Raw genomic sequence first — 20,160 nt, 5'->3', positions numbered from 1 at the left:
TTATTAATTATAGTTGCGTTGGTGTATCAGTGTATTTTTTTTCGTCGACTGATTCAGCAAGTAACTCACCCATACGCGTCGCATAACCCGGAATTAGCGATGGATTAAAATGGACTTTATTTGGTTCAAATAGGTTGATAACCGTTGAACCTAACTTAAAGCGACCCATTTCTTCACCTTTTTTCAGGAATACAGCACCTTCTGAATGTTGCTCTGGGTAAGTCCAGCGCTTAATCACACCTTCGCGCTGTGCGTTTACCGTACCACTCCAAACCGTCTCTATGCTGCCGACAATAGTCGCACCCACTAAAATTTGCACCATTGTGCCGACTGGGGTTTCAAACACACAGATAAGGCGTTCATTGCGGGCAAATAAATTAGGTACGTTAGTGGCGGTTAATGGGTTAACGGAGAACAGGTCGCCAGGCACATAGATCATTTCGGTGAGTAGTCCATCGCATGGCATATGCACACGGTGGTAATCACTCGGTGCAAGGTATGTTGTGATGAACTGGCCATCATGGAATTTTTCAGCGAGTTGATATTGGCCTGCAAGCAGAGCATCAACGGTATAATGATGGCCTTTAGCTTGGAATATAAGGTCATTATTAATCGGGCCTAATTGGCTAACGGCACCATCAGCAGGTTGTGCAAACTGATTATCTTCAGACACAATAGGGCGCGCATCTTCTTTCAGGGCACGCACAAAAAAGTCATTAAATGTCGCATAAGCGCTGAGTTCGCTTTTTTGTGCCTCATTCATATTTACTTTGTAAGCTTTAGTGAATAGCTTGATTGCCCATTGGGTCACAAACCCTGCATTTTTATCAGCAAACCAGCCTGCAAATTTGGTAAGTCCTTGTTTAGGAAGCATATATTGCAAACGGATCTTCATTTTATCTAGCACGTTAACCTCTGATTTTTAAAGGTAAATTAGCGAAGGACGCTATTGTACATTTGCTTTTCTAAATATTCGATAAGCTTAAGAATCTTTACTTTTATACCCGTGAGGCATACCCCTCCAATGCATTGGAGTATAGCCTCTGTTATTTGAGCGTAAAAGAGTGTAAGTACACACTAACTCTTTATGATGTTGGTAACGCTATTTTTCTTTTCCAGTAAAGTTCCCGCGTGGTTTCACTTGCTCCATGCTTTCGAGGATCCGATGATAATTTTCAAAACGCGATTCAGCAATTCTGCCGTCATTGGTGGCTTCCCGTAATAGGCAGCCCGGATCATCTAAGTGCTTACAATCTCTGAATTTACAACCACCTAGATAGTCTTTAAACTCGATGAACCCTTTAGTTACCTGCTCTGTGGTTAAATGCCATAAACCAAACTCACGAACGCCTGGAGAATCAATAACATCGCCACCTTGAGGGAAATGATACAGTCTCGATGCTGTCGTGGTATGTTGCCCTAGCCCTGAGTTATCGGAGACATCATTAACCAGTATGATTTTTTCATTATCAGGCAGTAGTGAATTGAGTAAACTGGACTTACCGACCCCTGATTGCCCAACGAAGACAGAGACTTTACCTTCTAGCGTGTTAGTGAGTATTTCCATGCCTTCACCGGTGTGACTCGATACTTCGATCACTTGGTAGCCAATATCACTGTAAATCGTCATCAATTCACTGACCCATTCGCGATTTTCATCGTCTAATAGATCCACTTTATTCAATACAATCACGGCTTGAATACCAATGGTTTCACAGGCAACAAGATAGCGGTCGATAATATTGAGGGAAAGTTCAGGTAAAATCGCTGAAACGACAACAATTTGGTCGATATTAGCGGCAATAGGTTTTAAGCCGTCATAGTAATCAGGACGGGTTAATACGGAATGACGTTCATGAACAGCTTCGACGATCCCATTAATTTTAATATCATCTTGCGTATTTAAAGCAGGACGCCATACCACTTTATCTCCGGTAACCAGAGATGCAATTGTTCTGCGTAGATTACAGCGCTGAACGGTGCCATCACTTGCTTCAATGTCAGCATGCTGCCCAAAGCGGCTAATCACCAAGCCTTCTTGAGCTTCGCCTAGTTGGCTATCATCAATTTCAATTTTTTTTGGTTTTTTCAGTCTTTTTTGATGATTTTCTTGAACGCGGCGCTGTTGGCCTTTCGATAGTTTCTGTTTAGCCACCTGTCCTCTCTTTACTCTTGGCTGAATACGGTTAGTTGCATTTTACACAGGCAACACACCTGTAACTTAAAGCATGAAGGGTGCTATCATACCTTAACTTCATAGTATTCAGTTAGGGCATATCATGCAAAAGAATGAGAATAATTTAATCTGGATTGATTTAGAGATGACGGGCCTCGATCCAATCCGTGATCGTATTATTGAAATTGCCACCATTGTAACAGACAGTAACCTTAATATTTTAGCCGAAGGGCCGGTGATTGCCGTTCATCAATCCGAAGAGCAACTGGCATTGATGGATGATTGGAATGTGAATACGCACACGGGAAGCGGCCTTGTCGAACGCATTCGAAAAAGTGTGATTAGTGAGCGTGAAGCCGAGCTTGCAACTATAGCATTTTTAGAAAAATGGGTACCAAAAGGGGCGTCACCCATTTGTGGAAACAGTGTTGGTCAAGATCGCCGTTTTTTATTCAACTATATGCCTGAGCTCGAAAGCTATTTTCACTATCGTTACCTCGATGTCAGCACACTCAAAGAACTCGCTCGCCGTTGGAAACCCGAAATTCTAACGGGTTTCTCAAAGAAAAATACGCATCAAGCGCTAGATGATATTCGAGAGTCTGTTGCTGAACTCGCTTATTATCGTGAGACGTTTATTAAATAATTATACCCGTCATGCTTCAAGCTCTCTAGTTGTTGATCGCCTACAGGGAGCTGGAATTATTGCATTACATTTGTCATTACGTTATTCTTTTCGAAAAGTATAAATTAAAATGGAGGCGACGATGAGCACCATACAGATCAGAGTCGATGAACAATTAAAAAAAGATGCTTATCAAGCATTTGAAAAACTCAACTTATCTCCATCTGATGCATTAAGACTATTTTTACGCTATGTGGCAGAAAATGAAAAATTGCCCTTTTCTGAAGTATCTATCGTGGTGAGTGAAAGTGATGATGATGATGCCATTTTGGCCGTTGTCCGTGAGCGTTTAAAAAAACCAGCAAAACGTATCAGAGTAAATGTGGATGATCTTTAATATTGAGTTTGATGAACGAGCCTTAAAGGAATGGAATAAACTTGATAGCAGTGTTAGAGAACAATTCAAAAAAAAACTAAAAAAATTACAGACTAATCCTTATATTGAGTCAGCACGCTTGAATGGCGAGCAATCAAATTGCTATAAAATCAAGCTGCGTTCTTCTGGCTATCGTCTTGTTTATCAAATAATTGATTCAGAAATCGTCATTTTTGTTATTGCTATTGGTAAAAGAGATGCCCAGAAAGCATATAAAGTAGCGAATATAAGACTAACGAAGTAATTTAGCTTGGGTTCTAGCGTAAAAGTTAACAATGTTAACGTATTGAAATCAGAATATTACAAGTGGCGGTGACAAAATCACCATTGTGATTATTTTGTCGTCAAATAAATAAAAAAACGAAAAATTTGAGCTGCGGGGCTTGCTAGTCTCTTAATTTTTCGTATAATGCGCTCCCCGTACCGATGAAGTTTTTAGAAGTTTTTATGGCTGTATATCGGCACGGTAAAGCAAAAAGAAGATGTTTTGCGGGAATAGCTCAGTTGGTAGAGCACGACCTTGCCAAGGTCGGGGTCGCGAGTTCGAGTCTCGTTTCCCGCTCCAAATTTTCTTGATGTTTTAGTTGCTAGAACACTATTTTCGGTATGCGGGAATAGCTCAGTTGGTAGAGCACGACCTTGCCAAGGTCGGGGTCGCGAGTTCGAGTCTCGTTTCCCGCTCCAAACTTTCTTAGTGTTTTAGTCAGTAGTACCCATCCAAATGCGGGAATAGCTCAGTTGGTAGAGCACGACCTTGCCAAGGTCGGGGTCGCGAGTTCGAGTCTCGTTTCCCGCTCCAAAATTTCTTACCGATTTTATCTTCCTCTATCGATACCCTAATATCACTTTTCTTGCCATACGACAAAGTAAGCACAATTACCTATTTGTTTCTATTATTTTAGACTTTCTAAAGATCTTAATTGTTTGATAATATGGATCAATATAATCGTTACGATCTTTTTTAGATCTTGTTTGGTTTTTTACTTGCATTCATTAACCTGTCACCATAGAATGGCCTCCCCCTAGCAATAGGGCAGTCAAAAAGAACGTCTACATTGATAATGGCAATGTTAGCGACAAGCAAAAAAACACTTTTTCTTCGGTTCAGTTAAGTTTTCTTTATAACCTGTTTTTTTTACAACTTTATACCTATTAGTTAACGTAAAATCAGCGTTTTCTTCGTTTTTCGTAACGGATAAGTTATCCACAGCCTATGACTATTTAGGTTGCGATTACCGCCATTTGAAATAAATTATTGCACAGAGTTATCCACAGGCTGTATGTTTGCTTGTAACTTCTCGATTATAAAAATAAAAGTGAAGTGGTAATTGTTAACTCATTGAATTAATTTGATTAAATATTTTTTCTAAAAATGCGTTAAGCACAACTTGCAAATTCTTTACCTATTGTCTGCAAAGCAATTTTTTATTTATTCACACTTGTTTGACAATTCATCAATTCAGATATATAGCCGCATTTTTTTTAAGCATCTCTTGGTAAACCTTTAGTAATGGCGCGAACAAGACGCTTTTGCTGTGAAGTCTGAATAGTCACAGTATGCTCTTCTCGACGAGTTAGTTGTTGCGCAATCGACCAATGAAAGTGTTCATCTAACATTTCATTCATGCCAAGCTTTTCTTGCAGTGCAATAACAATGCTATCTTGATAAGGCGCATTGCCCAATGCCACACTGATATTCCTGAGCCATTTAATGTAACCAATACGACGAATGGCGGAGCCTTCAGTGACTCGCAGAAATTTTTCCTCATTCCAAGCAAATAGGTCGAGTAGCTCAGGGGTATGTAACGTTTGCCGAGGGCTGAAATCGTCTTCATCTGTTAATTTGGAGAAGCGGTTCCATGGGCAAATTAGCTGGCAATCATCACAGCCATAAATACGGTTACCCATTAATGGGCGAAACTCTTCAGGGATCGCGCTATCAAGCTCAATGGTGAGATAAGAAATACAGCGCCTCGCATCAACGGTATACGGCTCCACAATGGCACCCGTTGGACAAGTTGTCATACAAGCGACACAACGACCACATTCCTCTTCAATAGGATGATCAACAGGCAAAGGTAGGTTGATCAGTAGTTCTCCTAAAAAAAACCAAGATCCAGCCTCTCGATTTAAAACTAATGAGTGTTTACCTGTCCAGCCTAACCCGGCTTTTACTGCGAGCGGGCGCTCTAAGATTGGTGCCGAATCGACAAAAGGGCGAAAGTTAAGGTCGTCAGGGTAATTGAGTTCTCGACAGTATTCTAAAATACGATCACTGAGTGTTTTTAGGCGTTTTTTTAATAGCTTATGATAATCACGACCTAATGCGTAGCGGCTAATATAGCCGAGTTCAGGGTTGTTCAGTGTACTCGCAAAAGCGGCTTTAGCGGGCAAATAGTTCATACGCACACTGATGACACGGAGTGTTCCCGGATGCAGTTCATGGGGTCTTGCTCGCATCATGCCATGACGACTCATCCATGCCATATCCCCATGATATTGCTTGTCTAACCATGCTTGTAACTTAGGCTCTTCAAGGGATAAATCGGTATCACAAATTCCCACTTGCTGGAAGCCAGCTTCAATGCCCCATTGTTTGATATTGTGTGCAAGAAGGTTGAGATCGAGGAGTGTGGTCATCAGATTCTATCGAGTTAAGGGTGAATTATTTAGAGTATATATCAGGATAAATTCAGATCTAAGCTAGGATTTTTCTGATCTCAATATTAGCGCAATGTAAATTAAGAAAAATAAATCCGCTTAGGTTATTATAGTCTGTAATATTTATACTCAAAATAAATTAAACATGTACCTGTCATATTTCAAGTTGCTTGGATGTTGTTATGAATATAGGGACTTCGCTCAGCTATCCGAATCATAGCGTTAACCTATGCTCATTGGCTATCTTCGCTTCGAGCCTACAAGCAAATTGAATTATTTTGGGCATACCTATTTATTTATGAACATTATCCATTTATTGAAAGAATATTATGAAAGAACGCACGCTACAATTGACGGATGAAGCGCAAACAGTGGCGCTAGGGCGCGCGGTTGCTAATGCCTGTCACCAAGGCATGATCATCAATCTATATGGGGATCTTGGGGCAGGGAAAACGACGTTTAGCCGTGGTTTTTTACAAGCTTTGGGGCACAAAGGGCATGTGAAAAGTCCAACGTATACTCTCGTCGAGCCATATGAATTAGCGGATAGACAAGTTTTCCATTTTGATCTTTACCGCTTAGCGGATCCTGAAGAACTTGAATTTATGGGAATTCGCGACTATTTTTCTGGGAATTCGATTTGTCTGGTCGAGTGGCCGCAGCAAGGTAACGGTTTTTTGCCAGAAGCGGATCTTGAACTCCATCTGACTTACCAAGGTGAAGGCCGTGAGGCTCGCTTGGTGGCGTTTTCAGCAAATGGGGAGTCGTTGTTAGAAGCACTACAGACACTCTAAGGAATATATCGCACATGATGAATGCATCAAAAAAGGGTCTTTTTTCGTTTTTGCTACTGTTTATAGCGTTAGCATTGTGGCTAGTGACATCTCAAGTTCACGCAGCAACGCTATCAAATATTCAAATTAATAATAGCCCTTCTCAGGCGCAAGTCACATTAACCTTTGTTGATGGTAAGCCTGAGTATTCTTATTTTCCGTTGCATTCACCTGAGCGACTGGTTGTTGATGTTAAACAACGCGCAGAAATTGTTGGACTACCACTAAAAGTTCCTTCAGGGGATTTAGTTAAGTTAGTGCGTGCTAGCCAACCGTCAGATAACCAACATAAACGTCTCGTTTTAGAGTTATCTCAAGCAGCCAAAACGAAAGCCGTTTTGAAGCAAGTTTCGGGTCAATATCAACTCGTCTTAACGGTTTCGACCGGAAAATCAAATTCATCGACCTCATTTAATAATACCGAGGCTCCCACACAATCGGTTAATAATCGTCAGCCAGTAACTCAAGACAAATCGCTGAAAATGAACACGCCAGCGGCGACTCCAACGCCTGTTCCTGCCAAAAATAGAACGATGCCAAAAGGAACAAAGCAGGTGGTGATTGCCATTGATGCAGGGCACGGGGGTAAAGACCCCGGTGCGATAGGTAAAAATGGTTATAAAGAAAAAGATGTCACATTAAGCGTTTCGCGTAAGCTATTCCAAAAATTGGCCTCTGATCCTATGTTTAAACCTGTTATGACAAGGGATGGTGACTACTTTATTTCTGTCAGTGGCCGTTCTGATGTTGCGCGTAAAAAAAGTGCCAACATGCTGGTCTCAATCCATGCGGATTCAGCACCTAACAGCAGTGCTCGTGGTGCCTCCGTTTGGGTATTATCAAATCGTCGTGCCAACAGTGAATTAGGTAGTTGGTTAGAACAGCGTGAAAAGCAATCTGAGTTATTAGGTGGCGCAGGGGATGTGCTTAGTGGCGCAGATCCTTATCTTAGCCAAGCTGTTTTAGATCTCCAGTTTGGTCATTCTCAACGCGTTGGCTATGACGTGGCCGTTCAAGTGATCCAACAACTGAGAAAAGTGGGTAATATCCATAAAAAAACCCCTGAGCATGCAAGCCTTGGCGTATTACGTTCACCCGATATCCCTTCAATTTTAGTTGAAACGGGATTCATTAGTAATACCGCTGAAGAACAGCTACTTAAATCGAATGACTACCAAGAGAAAGTGGCTGAGGCGATACACCAAGGGTTGCGGCAATATTTTCTCGCCAACCCAGTACAAGCAGCACCACAATAAGAGGTTCGGGTAATGGCTATACATATTCTCTCGCCTCAACTTGCTAACCAAATTGCAGCAGGTGAAGTGGTTGAAAGACCCGCATCTGTTGTCAAAGAGCTGGTTGAGAACAGCCTTGATGCAGGCGCGACTCGTATTGATATTGATATCGAGCGAGGTGGAGAGAAGCTTATTCGTATTCGGGATAATGGCTGTGGTATTGGTAAAGATGAGCTGATATTAGCACTCGCACGCCATGCAACCAGTAAGATTGCTACTTTGGATGATCTTGAGGCCATTATGAGTATGGGGTTTCGTGGCGAAGCCTTGGCAAGTATTAGCTCAGTTTCACGTCTCACCTTGACCTCCAAACCCGCTGAACAAGCAGAAGCATGGCAATCTTATGCGGAAGGCCGTGATATGTCAGTGACGGTTAAACCCGCCGCACACCCCAATGGCACTACGGTCGAAGTGCTCGATTTATTTTATAATACCCCCGCACGGCGCAAATTTATGCGTACGGAAAAAACCGAATTTGGTCATATCGACGAAATTGTTCGTCGAATCGCACTGGCACGTCCTGATGTCGCGATTAATCTCAGTCATAATGGTAAATTGGTAAAGCAATATCGTGCTGCTCACGATGATATGCAGCAAGAAAAACGATTGGGTTCAATTTGCGGTACTGGATTTATGCAAGGGGCATTGTCTCTTTCATGGGAGCATAGTGATTTAGGCATAAAAGGCTGGGTAGTTTCACCATTAGCGACATCTTCATCAGCTCCAGTGAGTGAAGTGCAATACTGTTATGTCAATGGGCGAATGATGCGCGATAGGTTAATTAATCATGCTATCCGCCAAGCTTACGAAGGGCATTTAGATGAAAACCAGCAGCCTGCGTATGTGCTTTATCTCACCATAGACCCCAAACAAGTAGATGTTAACGTACACCCTGCAAAACATGAGGTACGTTTTCACCAATCAAGATTAGTACACGACTTTATTTATCAGGCTGTTCGTACGGCGTTGATGAATGCGCTATCAGTAGATGAGCTTCCCGGTATTGAGCCTATTGCTTCGGAAATTGAAAATCGTCCTTCTGCGGGGGATAATTATTTTTCTACGACAAAGCATACTCCAGCTATTGAACAGCTTGAACGCTTAAATACGGAGCAGGAAAGCCCAGCAAAAGAATCTGAAGTGGTGTATGGAAACAGACAAAATTCATCTCCTGTATCATCACCTGTATCTGCCAAATCTACACATTATTCTGTGGAAAAAATAGGTTCTGGACATTCAGCTCCCACTTATGATCGTAAAGCGGGACAACTTTATCAAAGCTTGATGTCCATCCCAGTGGCAAAAGAGGATAAAAAACCGTTATTCCCAGAGCGACAACCCTTGAATACGTTGACGGTTTCTTCTCAATCAGTAGCAAAAAATGCGGATGGCTACCTATTTGGCAAAGTATTGACAATTTACGCAAAAAACTTTGCATTAATTGAGTCTTCATTGGGTCTAATCCTGTTATCCTTAACTGAAGCGAATTATTTATTGAGGTTGGCTCAGTTATCACCAAATGGTGAAGCCTTAAAACCTCAGCCGTTGTTAATTCCCTTAAAATTATCACTTAAGCACGATGAAATTGAGGTTTTACAGCGGTACAAGCAGCAATTAACATTATTTGGTATCGAAGCCACGATATTTCATGGAAAAGTAACAATTCATACGGTATCGTTACCATTAAGAACACAAAATTTATCGCAGCTTTTTTCTGATTTAATTATTTTTTTGTCGACAAAAGAAAGTGTAACGCATGAAGATATCGCACAATGGCTAGCTAAAGCGATTTCACAGACAAAAACAGAGGAAAGTTGGAGTTTAGCGCAGGCTGTACAGTTACTCGCAGATGTTGAGCGGATTTGTCCGCAGTGGGTTAAAAATCCACCACCAACATTATTACAATTAATTAATTTACAATCCGTGGTAGCTACACTAACAAATGAGTGATTTAGTAACTCAAAAAAAACCGGATGCAATATTCCTAATGGGCCCAACGGCTTCAGGTAAGACAGCTTTAGCGATTGAACTTAGCAAGCATTTACCTGTTGAAATCATTAGTGTTGATTCAGCACTAATTTACCGTGGCATGGATATCGGTACAGCAAAGCCAAGTAAAGAAGAGCTCAGCCAAGCGCCTCACCGTTTGATTGACATTCTCGATCCGTCCCAGTCTTATTCCGCCGCTGATTTTCGGCGTGACGCATTAAATGTAATGGATGAAATTACGTCTAAAGGTAAAATTCCATTACTTGTGGGTGGCACAATGCTTTATTTTAAAGCATTGCTTGAAGGTCTTTCACCTTTGCCTTCTGCTGATCCTGTTGTGCGTGCAGAAGTTGAAGCTATCGCACAAACAGAAGGATGGTCTGAAGTACATCGTCGCTTAGCTGAGGTTGATCCTGTTGCTGCGGCTAGGATTCATCCTAATGATCCACAAAGATTATCCCGAGCTTTAGAGGTATATCTCATTTCGGGACAAAGTTTGACTGAAATGACACAAACAGCGGGAAAAGAATTGCCTTATAATGTGTTTCAGTTTGCTATTGCGCCTCAAGATCGTAAAATTTTACATGAGCGCATTGAACAACGTTTTCATCTGATGTTAAACGCGGGTTTTGAAGAGGAAGTTCGCGGCCTATATCACCGAGGTGATCTCCATGTCGACCTACCTTCTATTCGTTGTGTAGGGTATCGGCAAATGTGGTCTTATCTCGACGGTGAAATAGATCATGATGAAATGGTTTATCGGGGGATCTGTGCAACTCGCCAATTGGCAAAACGTCAGATCACTTGGTTAAGAGGCTGGGAGAATATTCACAATCTAGATAGTGAACAACCTCAGCAAGCGCTTAAAACGGTTCTGCAAGCTATACTCTAAATAATTCGGGCTGTATTTAGGTGTGAAGCGAAGTGATGCTAACATCGATGCAACTTGCAGAATAACGAGAGTATATTCGTACATAGAGCTATTGTTTGTGTACAATTAGGACGTTAAGCGCAATTTTTGAGTAGTTACTTTTTGGAATCGCAAGGTTCTCATTTAAAAACAACAAAATAAGGAAAATATAGAATGGCTAAGGGGCAATCTTTGCAAGATCCGTTCCTGAACGCATTGCGTCGTGAAAGGGTTCCGGTCTCTATTTATCTCGTTAACGGCATTAAATTGCAGGGTCAAATTGAATCTTTTGACCAATTTGTCATTTTACTGAAAAACACAGTTAGCCAGATGGTATATAAGCACGCTATCTCTACTGTTGTTCCTGCACGCCCAGTTTCACACCACAGTGGTGCACCTGCGGGTGGCCCTGCGAATGGTGGTTACCATTCAGGTGGTACGCCTGCTGCGCAGGATGGCGAAGCGACTGAGTAAGTTTGTACGCTACAAATAAGGAAAGCATGGGTAGGGAGACTATACCTGTGTCTTTCCTTTGCAATTATTATTTATCCTAAGAGGTTGCACCTTGTTTGATAGGTATGAAGGCGGTGAGCTAGCTGTATTAGTGCATGTCTTTTTTTCTCAAGAAAAAGACACCGAAAATCTTGCGGAATTTGAGTCACTCGTGACTTCTGCGGGGGTAAAACCAGTACAAATAGTCACAGGCAGTCGAAAGGCTCCCCATGCTAAGTTTTTTGTTGGTGAAGGGAAAGCTGAAGAAATCGCCGAAGCAGTTGAGGCAAGTGGTGCGGATGTGGTGTTGTTCAATCATACCCTTAGCCCTGCTCAGGAACGTAATCTCGAAAGGATTTGCCAATGTAGGGTTATCGACCGTACAGGGGTGATTTTAGATATTTTTGCTCAACGCGCACGCACGCACGAAGGTAAACTTCAAGTTGAGCTCGCTCAATTGCGTCACTTATCAACTCGGTTAGTGAGAGGATGGACGCACCTTGAGCGGCAAAAAGGCGGGATTGGCTTACGCGGTCCCGGCGAAACGCAACTTGAGACAGACCGTCGGTTATTAAGAGATAAAATCAAACAGATCTTATCTCGTCTTAGCCGAGTAGAAAGACAGCGTGAACAAGGGCGTCAAGCGAGAAATAAAGCGGATATTCCGACTGTTTCTCTTGTTGGGTATACCAACGCCGGTAAATCGAGTTTGTTTAACCGGATGACTGCTTCTGATGTTTATGCTGCAGATCAGTTATTTGCAACCCTTGATCCAACGCTCCGTCGTATTCATGTCGAAGATGTAGGTGTCGTGGTACTTGCAGATACTGTCGGTTTTATTCGCCAATTACCCCATGATTTGGTTGCGGCTTTTAAAGCAACCCTGCAAGAGACACGTGAAGCAACATTGTTACTACACGTGATAGATGCAGTAGATAACCGTTTGGATGAAAATATCCACGCGGTAGAAAGCGTATTGGAAGAAATTGAAGCGGATGAAATACCTGTACTTTTAGTCATGAACAAAGTTGATATGCTGGAGGGTTTTGTCCCGCGTATTGACAGAGATGAGGATAACAAGCCAGTTCGCGTCTGGGTATCAGCGCAAACAGGTGAAGGTATCCCTTTGCTGCTACAAGCGTTAACGGAACGTCTTTCAGGTGAAATCGCACATTTTGAATTGCGTTTACCACCGAATGAAGGTCGTTTGCGTAGCCGTTTTTATCATCTTCAATCTATCGAACGTGAATGGTTGGAAGATGACGGCTCAATCGGCCTTGAGGTGCGTATGCCAATGGTGGATTGGCGACGTTTATGCAAGCAAGAGCAGCAGTTACCTAGTTATGTTGTTTCGCATGAAGAACGTATTTAGCAGCAACACAATTAGGCAATGGAATTGATATTAAGAGCCAAATATACGAAAAATAATTCAAGATATCTGTAGAAGCAGTCGACGCAATTCTGAAGCGCAATAGTAATAGTGTGATTTAGGTTGTTGAAAAAACTAACACTCAGGCAACTTGATGTATGACGAATATCGCTCTTAGCCCTGAAAATCAATCATAAAGAATGGAGCTAAAACATGGCGTGGAATCAGCCCGGTAATGACGGACAAGACCGCGATCCGTGGGGAAGCGGCAATAAAGGCGGCAACTCTGGCGGTAACAAAGGTGGTCGAAAACGTGGGGCTTATGATCTCGACGATCTCTTTCGCAAACTAGGCAGTAAGCTTGGTGGTAAGAAAGGTGGTGGCAATGGTGGTGATGGCGAGAACAAACAACCGTCTCCTTTAAGTGGCAAGCTAGGTGTACTGGCGCTTGCAGCTATCGTTGTCGTATGGGCAGGATCGGGTTTCTATACCATTAAAGAAAGTGACCGTGGCGTAGTATTACGTTTTGGTGAATTTAGTGGTGTTGTAAATCCAGGTTTGAATTGGAAGCCGACTTTCATTGATCAAGTTGTCCCAGTGAATGTTGAAACTGTTCGTGAACAAGCAACGAATGGCATGATGCTGACCTCTGATGAGAACGTCATCCGCGTTGAAATGAACGTGCAGTATCGTGTAACAGATCCCGCTCAATATCTGTTTAGCGTAACTAACCCAGACAACAGTCTGCGTCAGGCGCTCGACAGTGCTGTACGTGGTGTTATTGGCCAGTCTGCCATGGAGCAAGTACTGACTACGAATCGTGCATTCATCCGTGATGTGACGCAAAAAGAGCTTGAAGCGACAATTGCGCCATACAAAATGGGCATAACATTACTTGACGTCAACTTCCAGGCCGCTCGTCCGCCTGAAGATGTTAAAGCAGCATTTGATGATGTAATTTCCGCAAGGGAAGAAGAGCAAAAGACCATTCGTGAAGCTCATGCTTATCGTAATGAAGTGCTACCGTTAGCAAAAGGTAATGCGCAGAAAATGATCGAAGAAGCCGAAGCCTATAAAGCCAGTGTGGTCTTTAAAGCAGAGGGTGAGGTCGCAAGTTTTGCTAAGATGTTGCCTGAGTACCGTGCAGCACCGGAAATTACCCGTGAGCGTCTTTACATTGACACAATGGAACGCGTGTTAAGTAATACACGTAAAGTTATTGCAAATGATAAGAGCAACAGCATGTTAGTTCTGCCGTTAGATCAAATCATGCGTAATAATGGTGGAAATGCAACTTCAACGCCAAGAACTGACTTACCGCCAAAAATGACGAATTCAGGCTCTAATAATTCATCATCAAATGGTTCAGCACAATCTAACAGCGCTGCTCGTAATGATGCCGTTAGAGTAGGGAGACAATAACTATGCGTAATTCATTCATTGTTATCATTATTGCCATTTTGGCAGTTGTTTACGCATCTATCTTCATTGTTTCTCAAACTGAGCGTGGCATTGTACTGCGTTTTGGTAAGGTATTGCGTGATGCTGAAAACATCCCAATCATTTATGAGCCGGGTCTGCATTTCAAAGTTCCATTTGTTGAATCGGTAAAAATACTTGATGCACGTATTCAGACATTAGAAATTCAAGCTGACCGCTACCTGACTAGCGAAAACAAAGACTTGATGGTGGATTCATACCTGAAGTGGCGTGTTACTGATTTCAGTCGTTATTATGTAGCGACAGGCGGAGGTAATCCTGCTCAAGCAGAAACACTATTAAAACGTAAATTTAGTGACCGTTTACGTTCTGAGTTTGGTCGCCTAAGTGTGAAAGACATCATTACTGACTCTCGTGGTCGTTTAACAGTAGATGTTCGTGATGCTCTGAACAAAGGTACAGCGGTAGATGATGCAACGAAAGATGCAGATGCCTTGATTGCAGATGCTGCTGCACGTGTTGAACAAGAAACTAACCTGAAGCCATTGGTTGTTAATGCAAACAGTATGGCGGCATTAGGTATTGAAGTGGTTGACGTACGTATTAAGCGTATTGAACTGCCAAATGAAGTTTCTGAAGCTATCTATGCACGTATGCGTGCAGAGCGTGAAGCGGTAGCGCGTCAACATCGTTCACAAGGTCAGGAAGAAGCAACGAAAATCCGTGCGGTTGCAGATAAAACAGTAACGGAAACACTGGCTGAAGCTGAGCGTACTGCGCTGACATATCAAGGTGAAGGGGATGCAATGGCAACCAGACTGTTTGCTGATGCATTTAACCAAGATCCTGAGTTCTATGCCTTTATTCGTAGCTTACGTGCTTATGAGAAGAGCTTCAAAAGTGGGGAAGATATCATGGTGCTTAGCCCTGATACCGATTTCTTCCGCTTTATGAAAGCACCAACTAAGTTACGTGCACCAGAGTAAAACGATAAACAGATTAAGCTAGCTGCGCTTAAGTTACGTGCAACACGCTAAAATAACTGTTAATCTATTAAAGAAAAGCCCGCTTCGGTGGGCTTTTTTTCGCCTGTCGTTTTAAGTGTAAGATTTTTCAGGGAAAATTTAAGCTGCTCAGGTTGATAGCATTCATTTTGAGTTTACGGCAGAAATAAAAATACCATTTTACTTGCTTTTCCTAAATTTTTTTTGCAATGCGAAAATATATCACTGGAAAGGTTTATTTTTGATGGTAGAATTCATTTTTAAGCAACCGAGTGTATTTCGAAATGGGTAAGAACGTTGTCGTGCTAGGCACCCAATGGGGTGACGAAGGGAAGGGCAAGATCGTTGACTTGCTGACAGAGCGTGCTAAATACGTAGTTCGCTACCAGGGCGGCCATAATGCTGGCCATACGCTTGTTGTAAACGGTGAAAAAACCGTTCTCCACTTAATTCCATCGGGTATTCTTCGTGAAAACGTCATCAGCATTATTGCTAATGGTGTAGTCCTTGCGCCTGATGCATTGATGAAAGAGATGAAGGGACTGGAAGACCGTGGTGTTCCTGTTCGCGAACGCTTACATATTTCTGAAGCCTGCCCACTGATCCTGCCTTATCATGTTGCATTAGACAATGCGCGTGAAAAAGCACGAGGCTCTAAAGCTATCGGAACTACCGGTCGTGGTATCGGTCCTGCGTATGAAGATAAAGTTGCTCGTCGTGGTCTACGCGTTGGTGACTTATTCGATAAAGCAACATTTGCTGAAAAACTCAAAGAAATCGTTGAATACCATAATTTCCAACTGGTGAATTACTATAAAGAGCCAGCGGTTGATTATCAAAAAACTCTCGACGATATTATGGCAGTCGCAGACATTCTGACTGGCATGGTAGTTGATGTTTCTGATCTGCTCTATAAAGCACATCAGAAGAATGAATTAGTCATGTTCGAAGGTGCTCAAGGCACATTATTGGATATTGACCATGGTACTTATCCATACGTAACCTCTTCTAACACTACTGCGGGTGGCGTTGCAACAGGTTCTGGTTTAGGTCCTCGTTATGTGAACTATGTGCTGGGTATTATTAAAGCGTACTCTACCCGTGTTGGTGCTGGCCCATTCCCTACTGAGCTTTTTGATGAGACGGGTGAATTCCTGCGCGAAAAAGGTCAAGAGTTTGGTGCAACTACAGGGCGTAAGCGTCGTACTGGTTGGTTAGATATCGTTGCGATTAATCGTGCGGTACAAATTAACTCATTGTCTGGCTTCTGTATGACTAAACTAGACGTTTTAGATGGTCTTGAAGAAATTAAAATCTGTGTCGGCTACCGTCGCCCAGATGGCAAAGTACTTGAGACTACGCCATTAGCTGCAGATGAGTGGGTTGGTTTAGAGCCAGTTTATGAGTCAATGCCTGGTTGGAACGAAACCACATTTGGTGCGAAACAAATAGACCAGTTGCCAAAAGCGGCTCTTGATTTCATCAAGCGTGTTGAAGAGCTTACCGGTATTCCAGTTGATATTATTTCAACAGGCCCTGATCGTGCAGAAACCATGATCCTACGTGACCCGTTTGATGTTGAGTAATAACACTGACAGCGCTCTCTAAGGGCGCTGTTTATTCCTACACTACGCAGCTTATCCTCTCCTCGTTATTAATCCCCTTTGATAAAACATTCAAAATTCCACATAATGATTGATGAAAGTAAACTTTCTGGGCACATTTTGTGCAATTAAGTGCATATTTGACTTGAGTAATACGCTAAACTGTATTTAAGAATATATAATTAATTTACATGCTATATTTTGGGCTATATATAGTGCATTCAAGCTCAAAATTGTCTGTATGCATTCTAAAATAAACAATATGATTTAGGGTCGATATCATTAAGGCCGAATGGTAAAAAGCCAAAAAATTTTGAGGTGATTGTGCAGCTGACGAGCTTTACCGATTATGGGTTACGAGCCCTTATCTATCTAGCGTCTCTCCCTAAGGGAGAAATAACGAGTATTACACAAGTCACTGATGTTTATGGTGTCTCTCGTAACCATATGGTTAAAATTATTAATCAGCTCAGTCGCCTCGGTTATATTAAAGCCTATCGAGGCAAAAATGGCGGCATTACGCTTGGCCAGCCAGCAGAATCAATTCGTATAGGGGATGTCGTTAGAGCACTTGAACCCCTAACTCTTGTTAATTGCAGTGGCGAATTTTGTCATATTACGCCTGCTTGTCGTTTGAAAAGTGTACTTCAGGACGCAATGAAACAGTTTTTACAAGAACTTGATCAACATACGCTGGCGGACATGGTGAAAGATAACAGCCCGCTTTATCAATTGCTGCTTGATTAACCTCGCAGCCATTTTGTTGTAATTATTAATTCTGATGACAACGGAGGTAACGATGTCACACGATCCTTTTCAGGAAAGAGAAGCAGAAAAATACGAATCCCCAATTCCTAGCCGCGAGTTCATTCTCGACCTTATTTCTAAGCGTAGTACACCAGCGAGTCGAGAAGAAATTGCTCAATTATTAAACCTATCAAGCGAAGACGATCTTGAAGCTTTACGTCGTCGACTCAGAGCAATGGAACGTGATGGGCAACTCGTCTTTACACGTCGTAAATGCTATGCCTTACCTGAGCGTTTAGATTTGCTCAAAGGCAAAGTGATTGGCCACCGAGATGGTTATGGCTTTTTGCGCGTAGAAGGTAAAAAAGAAGATTATTATTTATCTCAAGAAGAGATGAAGCGTGCATTACACGGTGATATCATTTTAGCCCAACCACATGGACAAGACCGTAAAGGTCGCACAGAAGTACGCGTTGTTCGTGTCCTCGAACCAAGAAACAACCAGATAGTCGGGCGTTATTTTATTGAAGCTGGTATGGGCTTTGTTGTGCCTGATGATAGCCGCCTTAGTTTTGATATTTTAATACCCAAAGATCAAGTCTGTGGCGCACGCATGGGGAATGTCGTCGTTGTTGAGCTAGTTACAAGACCACAACGTCGCTCCCAAGCAGTCGGTAATATTATTGAAATCTTGGGTGAAACCATGGGAACCGGTATTGCGGTTGAAATCGCATTACGTACTCATGAAATTCCGCATACATGGCCACCGCAAGTTGAAAAACAAGTAGCAGATCTTAGTGAACATGTACCTGAGTCTGCGAAAAAAGGACGTGTAGATTTACGCGATTTGCCATTAGTCACCATTGATGGTGAAGACGCCCGTGACTTTGATGATGCGGTATATTGCGCACCCAAAAAAGGGGGAGGTTGGCGTTTATGGGTGGCGATTGCAGATGTAAGCTATTATGTTCGTTCGCAAACAGCTCTTGATACTGAAGCGCGTAGTCGTGGTAACTCGGTTTATTTTCCATCGCAAGTCGTTCCTATGCTACCGGAAGTATTATCGAATGGCCTCTGCTCACTAAACCCAGGGGTTGATCGCCTTTGCATGGTTTGTGAAATGACAGTGTCGGAATCGGGTCGTTTAACTTCATATAAATTCTATGAAGCCGTGATGAGCTCACATGCACGATTGACCTACACCAAAGTATGGAAAATTTTGCAAGGTGATGAAGAACTGCGTGAGCATTATAAAGCGTTAGTACCACATATTGAGCATCTGCATCAATTGTATAAAGCGCTGGATGCTGCGCGTATCGAACGTGGCGCTATTTCATTTGAATCAGAAGAAGCTAAATTTATCTTTAATGCGGAACGTCGTATTGAACGTATTGAGCCTGTTGAGCGCAATGATGCACATAAACTGATTGAAGAGTGCATGATTTTAGCGAATATTGCGGCTGCGCGTTTCGTTGAAAAAAATGAAGAGCCGGCACTGTATCGTGTGCATGATAGGCCAAAAGAAGAGAGTGTGATGAATTTGCGCTCTGTCTTTAGCGAATTAGGGCTGACATTGCCGGGTGGTATGAAGCCTGAGCCAAAAGATTATGCACAGGTAATGAACGACGTTGCAGAACGTCCTGATCATGAACTACTGCAAACGATGATTTTGCGCTCAATGAAACAAGCTATTTATGACCCTGAAAACCGGGGTCACTTTGGGCTTGCTTTGAAATCATATGCCCACTTTACTTCGCCAATTCGTCGCTATCCTGATTTATCATTACACCGTGGTATTAAGTATTTATTAGCGAAAGAGCAGGGTCTCTCAGGTAAACATTGGACAGAAACCGGCGGTTGGCATTATGACATGGACAGCATGCTACAACTGGGCGAGCACTGTTCACTCACTGAACGCCGTGCAGATGAAGCAACACGTGATGTTGCGGATTGGCTCAAATGTGACTTTATGCAAGATCACGTTGGTGAAGTGTTTACTGGTTTGATCACCAGCGTAACTGGCTTTGGTTTCTTTGTTCGCTTAAATGAGCTCTTTATCGATGGATTAGTACATATTTCGACTCTTGATAACGATTATTACCGTTATGATGCGGTTGGGCAGCGCTTAATTGGTGAGTCTTCGTCGACAACTTATCGCCTTGGTGATGAAGTTGAAATTCGGGTTGAAGCGGTTCATATGGAAGAGCGTACAATTGACTTTGCATTGATTTCAACCACACGTAAAGCGAAGAATCCGGGTAAAACTGAGCGTGACAGAACCAAAAAAGACGCAACTAAAACAATGCGTTCCCCTCGTAGACGAGGTGATGCAAGCAAAGAGAAAAATTTCGAGCCAGACTCCGCTTTTCGTCGTTCAGAGAAAAAAGGTCAAAAAGCAGATCAAAAATCTGAAGTGAAAGATAAAGGTAAAAGTAAGAAGGCATCGGATAAAACCAAAAAAATCAGTGCGAAATTAAAAGCCAAGCGCGTCGCGAAGAAATCCCAAAAGCAAGAGGGTTAGTTATTCTTCAGGCGTAGTATACTTGTTAATTAACTAAGGTGGCGTTATTTCGCCACCT

General features: G+C 42.4%; 17 protein-coding genes and 3 tRNA genes. 17 read left to right on the top strand and 3 right to left on the bottom strand.

Annotated features, from left to right (window positions below; all coding sequences use genetic code 11):
* Positions 1–7: 7 nt before the first annotated feature.
* Together asd and rsgA are read right to left on the bottom strand one after the other, a co-directional pair.
* Positions 8–907 (bottom strand): archaetidylserine decarboxylase, encoded by a 900-nt coding sequence (asd, locus tag M998_RS09280; protein ID WP_197713312.1) that lies wholly within the window; start codon positions 905–907, stop codon positions 8–10.
* 195 nt (positions 908–1,102) lie between these two features.
* Positions 1,103–2,155 (bottom strand): small ribosomal subunit biogenesis GTPase RsgA, encoded by a 1,053-nt coding sequence (rsgA, locus tag M998_RS09275; RefSeq protein ID WP_068908573.1) that lies wholly within the window; start codon positions 2,153–2,155, stop codon positions 1,103–1,105.
* Positions 2,156–2,279: 124 nt separating this feature from the next.
* Between rsgA and orn the strand changes: the two genes are divergently transcribed.
* The 6 genes from orn to M998_RS09245 all read left to right on the top strand — a co-directional run bounded on the left by orn (position 2,280) and on the right by M998_RS09245 (position 4,036).
* Positions 2,280–2,822, top strand: coding sequence for an oligoribonuclease (gene orn, locus M998_RS09270; protein WP_068908571.1), 543 nt, complete (start codon positions 2,280–2,282; stop codon positions 2,820–2,822).
* A 121-nt stretch (positions 2,823–2,943) separates the two neighbouring features.
* Positions 2,944–3,198: a type II toxin-antitoxin system RelB/DinJ family antitoxin gene (locus M998_RS09265; protein WP_068908569.1), complete on the top strand. Its 255-nt coding sequence runs from the start codon at positions 2,944–2,946 to the stop codon at positions 3,196–3,198.
* Positions 3,188–3,481 carry a type II toxin-antitoxin system RelE family toxin gene (locus M998_RS09260; protein ID WP_068908568.1) on the top strand — a complete coding sequence of 98 codons (294 nt, stop codon included), beginning with the start codon at positions 3,188–3,190 and terminating at the stop codon, positions 3,479–3,481. Before M998_RS09265 ends, M998_RS09260 begins: the two co-directional genes overlap by 11 nt.
* A 245-nt stretch (positions 3,482–3,726) precedes the next feature.
* A tRNA-Gly gene (locus tag M998_RS09255) sits at positions 3,727–3,802 on the top strand.
* A gap of 43 nt (positions 3,803–3,845) precedes the next feature.
* Positions 3,846–3,921 (top strand) — tRNA-Gly (locus M998_RS09250).
* A gap of 39 nt (positions 3,922–3,960) precedes the next feature.
* Positions 3,961–4,036, top strand: a tRNA-Gly gene (locus tag M998_RS09245).
* Positions 4,037–4,719: 683 nt separating this feature from the next.
* Here M998_RS09245 and queG read toward each other — a convergent pair.
* Positions 4,720–5,877 carry a tRNA epoxyqueuosine(34) reductase QueG gene (queG, locus tag M998_RS09240; protein WP_068908566.1) on the bottom strand — a complete coding sequence of 386 codons (1,158 nt, stop codon included), beginning with the start codon at positions 5,875–5,877 and terminating at the stop codon, positions 4,720–4,722.
* Positions 5,878–6,227: 350 nt separating this feature from the next.
* Here queG and tsaE point away from each other — a divergent pair, with 350 nt between their 5' ends.
* From tsaE to rnr, 11 genes are all read left to right on the top strand, one after another.
* Positions 6,228–6,692 (top strand): tRNA (adenosine(37)-N6)-threonylcarbamoyltransferase complex ATPase subunit type 1 TsaE, encoded by a 465-nt coding sequence (gene tsaE, locus M998_RS09235; protein ID WP_068439823.1) that lies wholly within the window; start codon positions 6,228–6,230, stop codon positions 6,690–6,692.
* 14 nt (positions 6,693–6,706) lie between these two features.
* Complete coding sequence (gene amiB / locus M998_RS09230; RefSeq protein WP_068908562.1) at positions 6,707–7,987, top strand: N-acetylmuramoyl-L-alanine amidase AmiB; 1,281 nt, start codon at positions 6,707–6,709, stop codon at positions 7,985–7,987.
* A gap of 12 nt (positions 7,988–7,999) precedes the next feature.
* Positions 8,000–9,976, top strand: coding sequence for a DNA mismatch repair endonuclease MutL (gene mutL / locus M998_RS09225; RefSeq protein ID WP_068908560.1), 1,977 nt, complete (start codon positions 8,000–8,002; stop codon positions 9,974–9,976).
* Positions 9,969–10,907, top strand: a complete 939-nt coding sequence (gene miaA / locus M998_RS09220) for a tRNA (adenosine(37)-N6)-dimethylallyltransferase MiaA (RefSeq protein ID WP_068439829.1) — start codon at positions 9,969–9,971, stop codon at positions 10,905–10,907. Before mutL ends, miaA begins: the two co-directional genes overlap by 8 nt.
* Before the next feature lie 192 nt (positions 10,908–11,099).
* Positions 11,100–11,399, top strand: coding sequence for an RNA chaperone Hfq (gene hfq / locus M998_RS09215; protein ID WP_068439831.1), 300 nt, complete (start codon positions 11,100–11,102; stop codon positions 11,397–11,399).
* Between the two features lie 91 nt (positions 11,400–11,490).
* Positions 11,491–12,789, top strand: a complete 1,299-nt coding sequence (gene hflX / locus M998_RS09210; RefSeq protein ID WP_068908558.1) for a ribosome rescue GTPase HflX — start codon at positions 11,491–11,493, stop codon at positions 12,787–12,789.
* A gap of 210 nt (positions 12,790–12,999) precedes the next feature.
* Positions 13,000–14,208, top strand: coding sequence for an FtsH protease activity modulator HflK (hflK, locus tag M998_RS09205; protein ID WP_068439835.1), 1,209 nt, complete (start codon positions 13,000–13,002; stop codon positions 14,206–14,208).
* 2 nt (positions 14,209–14,210) lie between these two features.
* Positions 14,211–15,212, top strand: coding sequence for a protease modulator HflC (gene hflC / locus M998_RS09200; protein WP_068439837.1), 1,002 nt, complete (start codon positions 14,211–14,213; stop codon positions 15,210–15,212).
* Between the two features lie 302 nt (positions 15,213–15,514).
* Positions 15,515–16,816, top strand: coding sequence for an adenylosuccinate synthase (locus M998_RS09195; protein WP_068441604.1), 1,302 nt, complete (start codon positions 15,515–15,517; stop codon positions 16,814–16,816).
* Between the two features lie 342 nt (positions 16,817–17,158).
* Complete coding sequence (gene nsrR / locus M998_RS09190; protein WP_068439839.1) at positions 17,159–17,581, top strand: nitric oxide-sensing transcriptional repressor NsrR; 423 nt, start codon at positions 17,159–17,161, stop codon at positions 17,579–17,581.
* Between the two features lie 52 nt (positions 17,582–17,633).
* On the top strand, positions 17,634–20,102 hold the full coding sequence (rnr, locus tag M998_RS09185) for a ribonuclease R (protein WP_068439841.1): 2,469 nt from the start codon (positions 17,634–17,636) through the stop codon (positions 20,100–20,102).
* Positions 20,103–20,160: the final 58 nt, after the last annotated feature.

Source organism: Providencia heimbachae ATCC 35613 (assembly GCF_001655055.1).
Classification (GTDB): Bacteria; Pseudomonadota; Gammaproteobacteria; order Enterobacterales; family Enterobacteriaceae; genus Providencia; species Providencia heimbachae.
The sequence above is the reverse complement of the archived record's forward strand: the minus strand, read 5'-3'. Positions and strand labels throughout refer to the sequence as shown.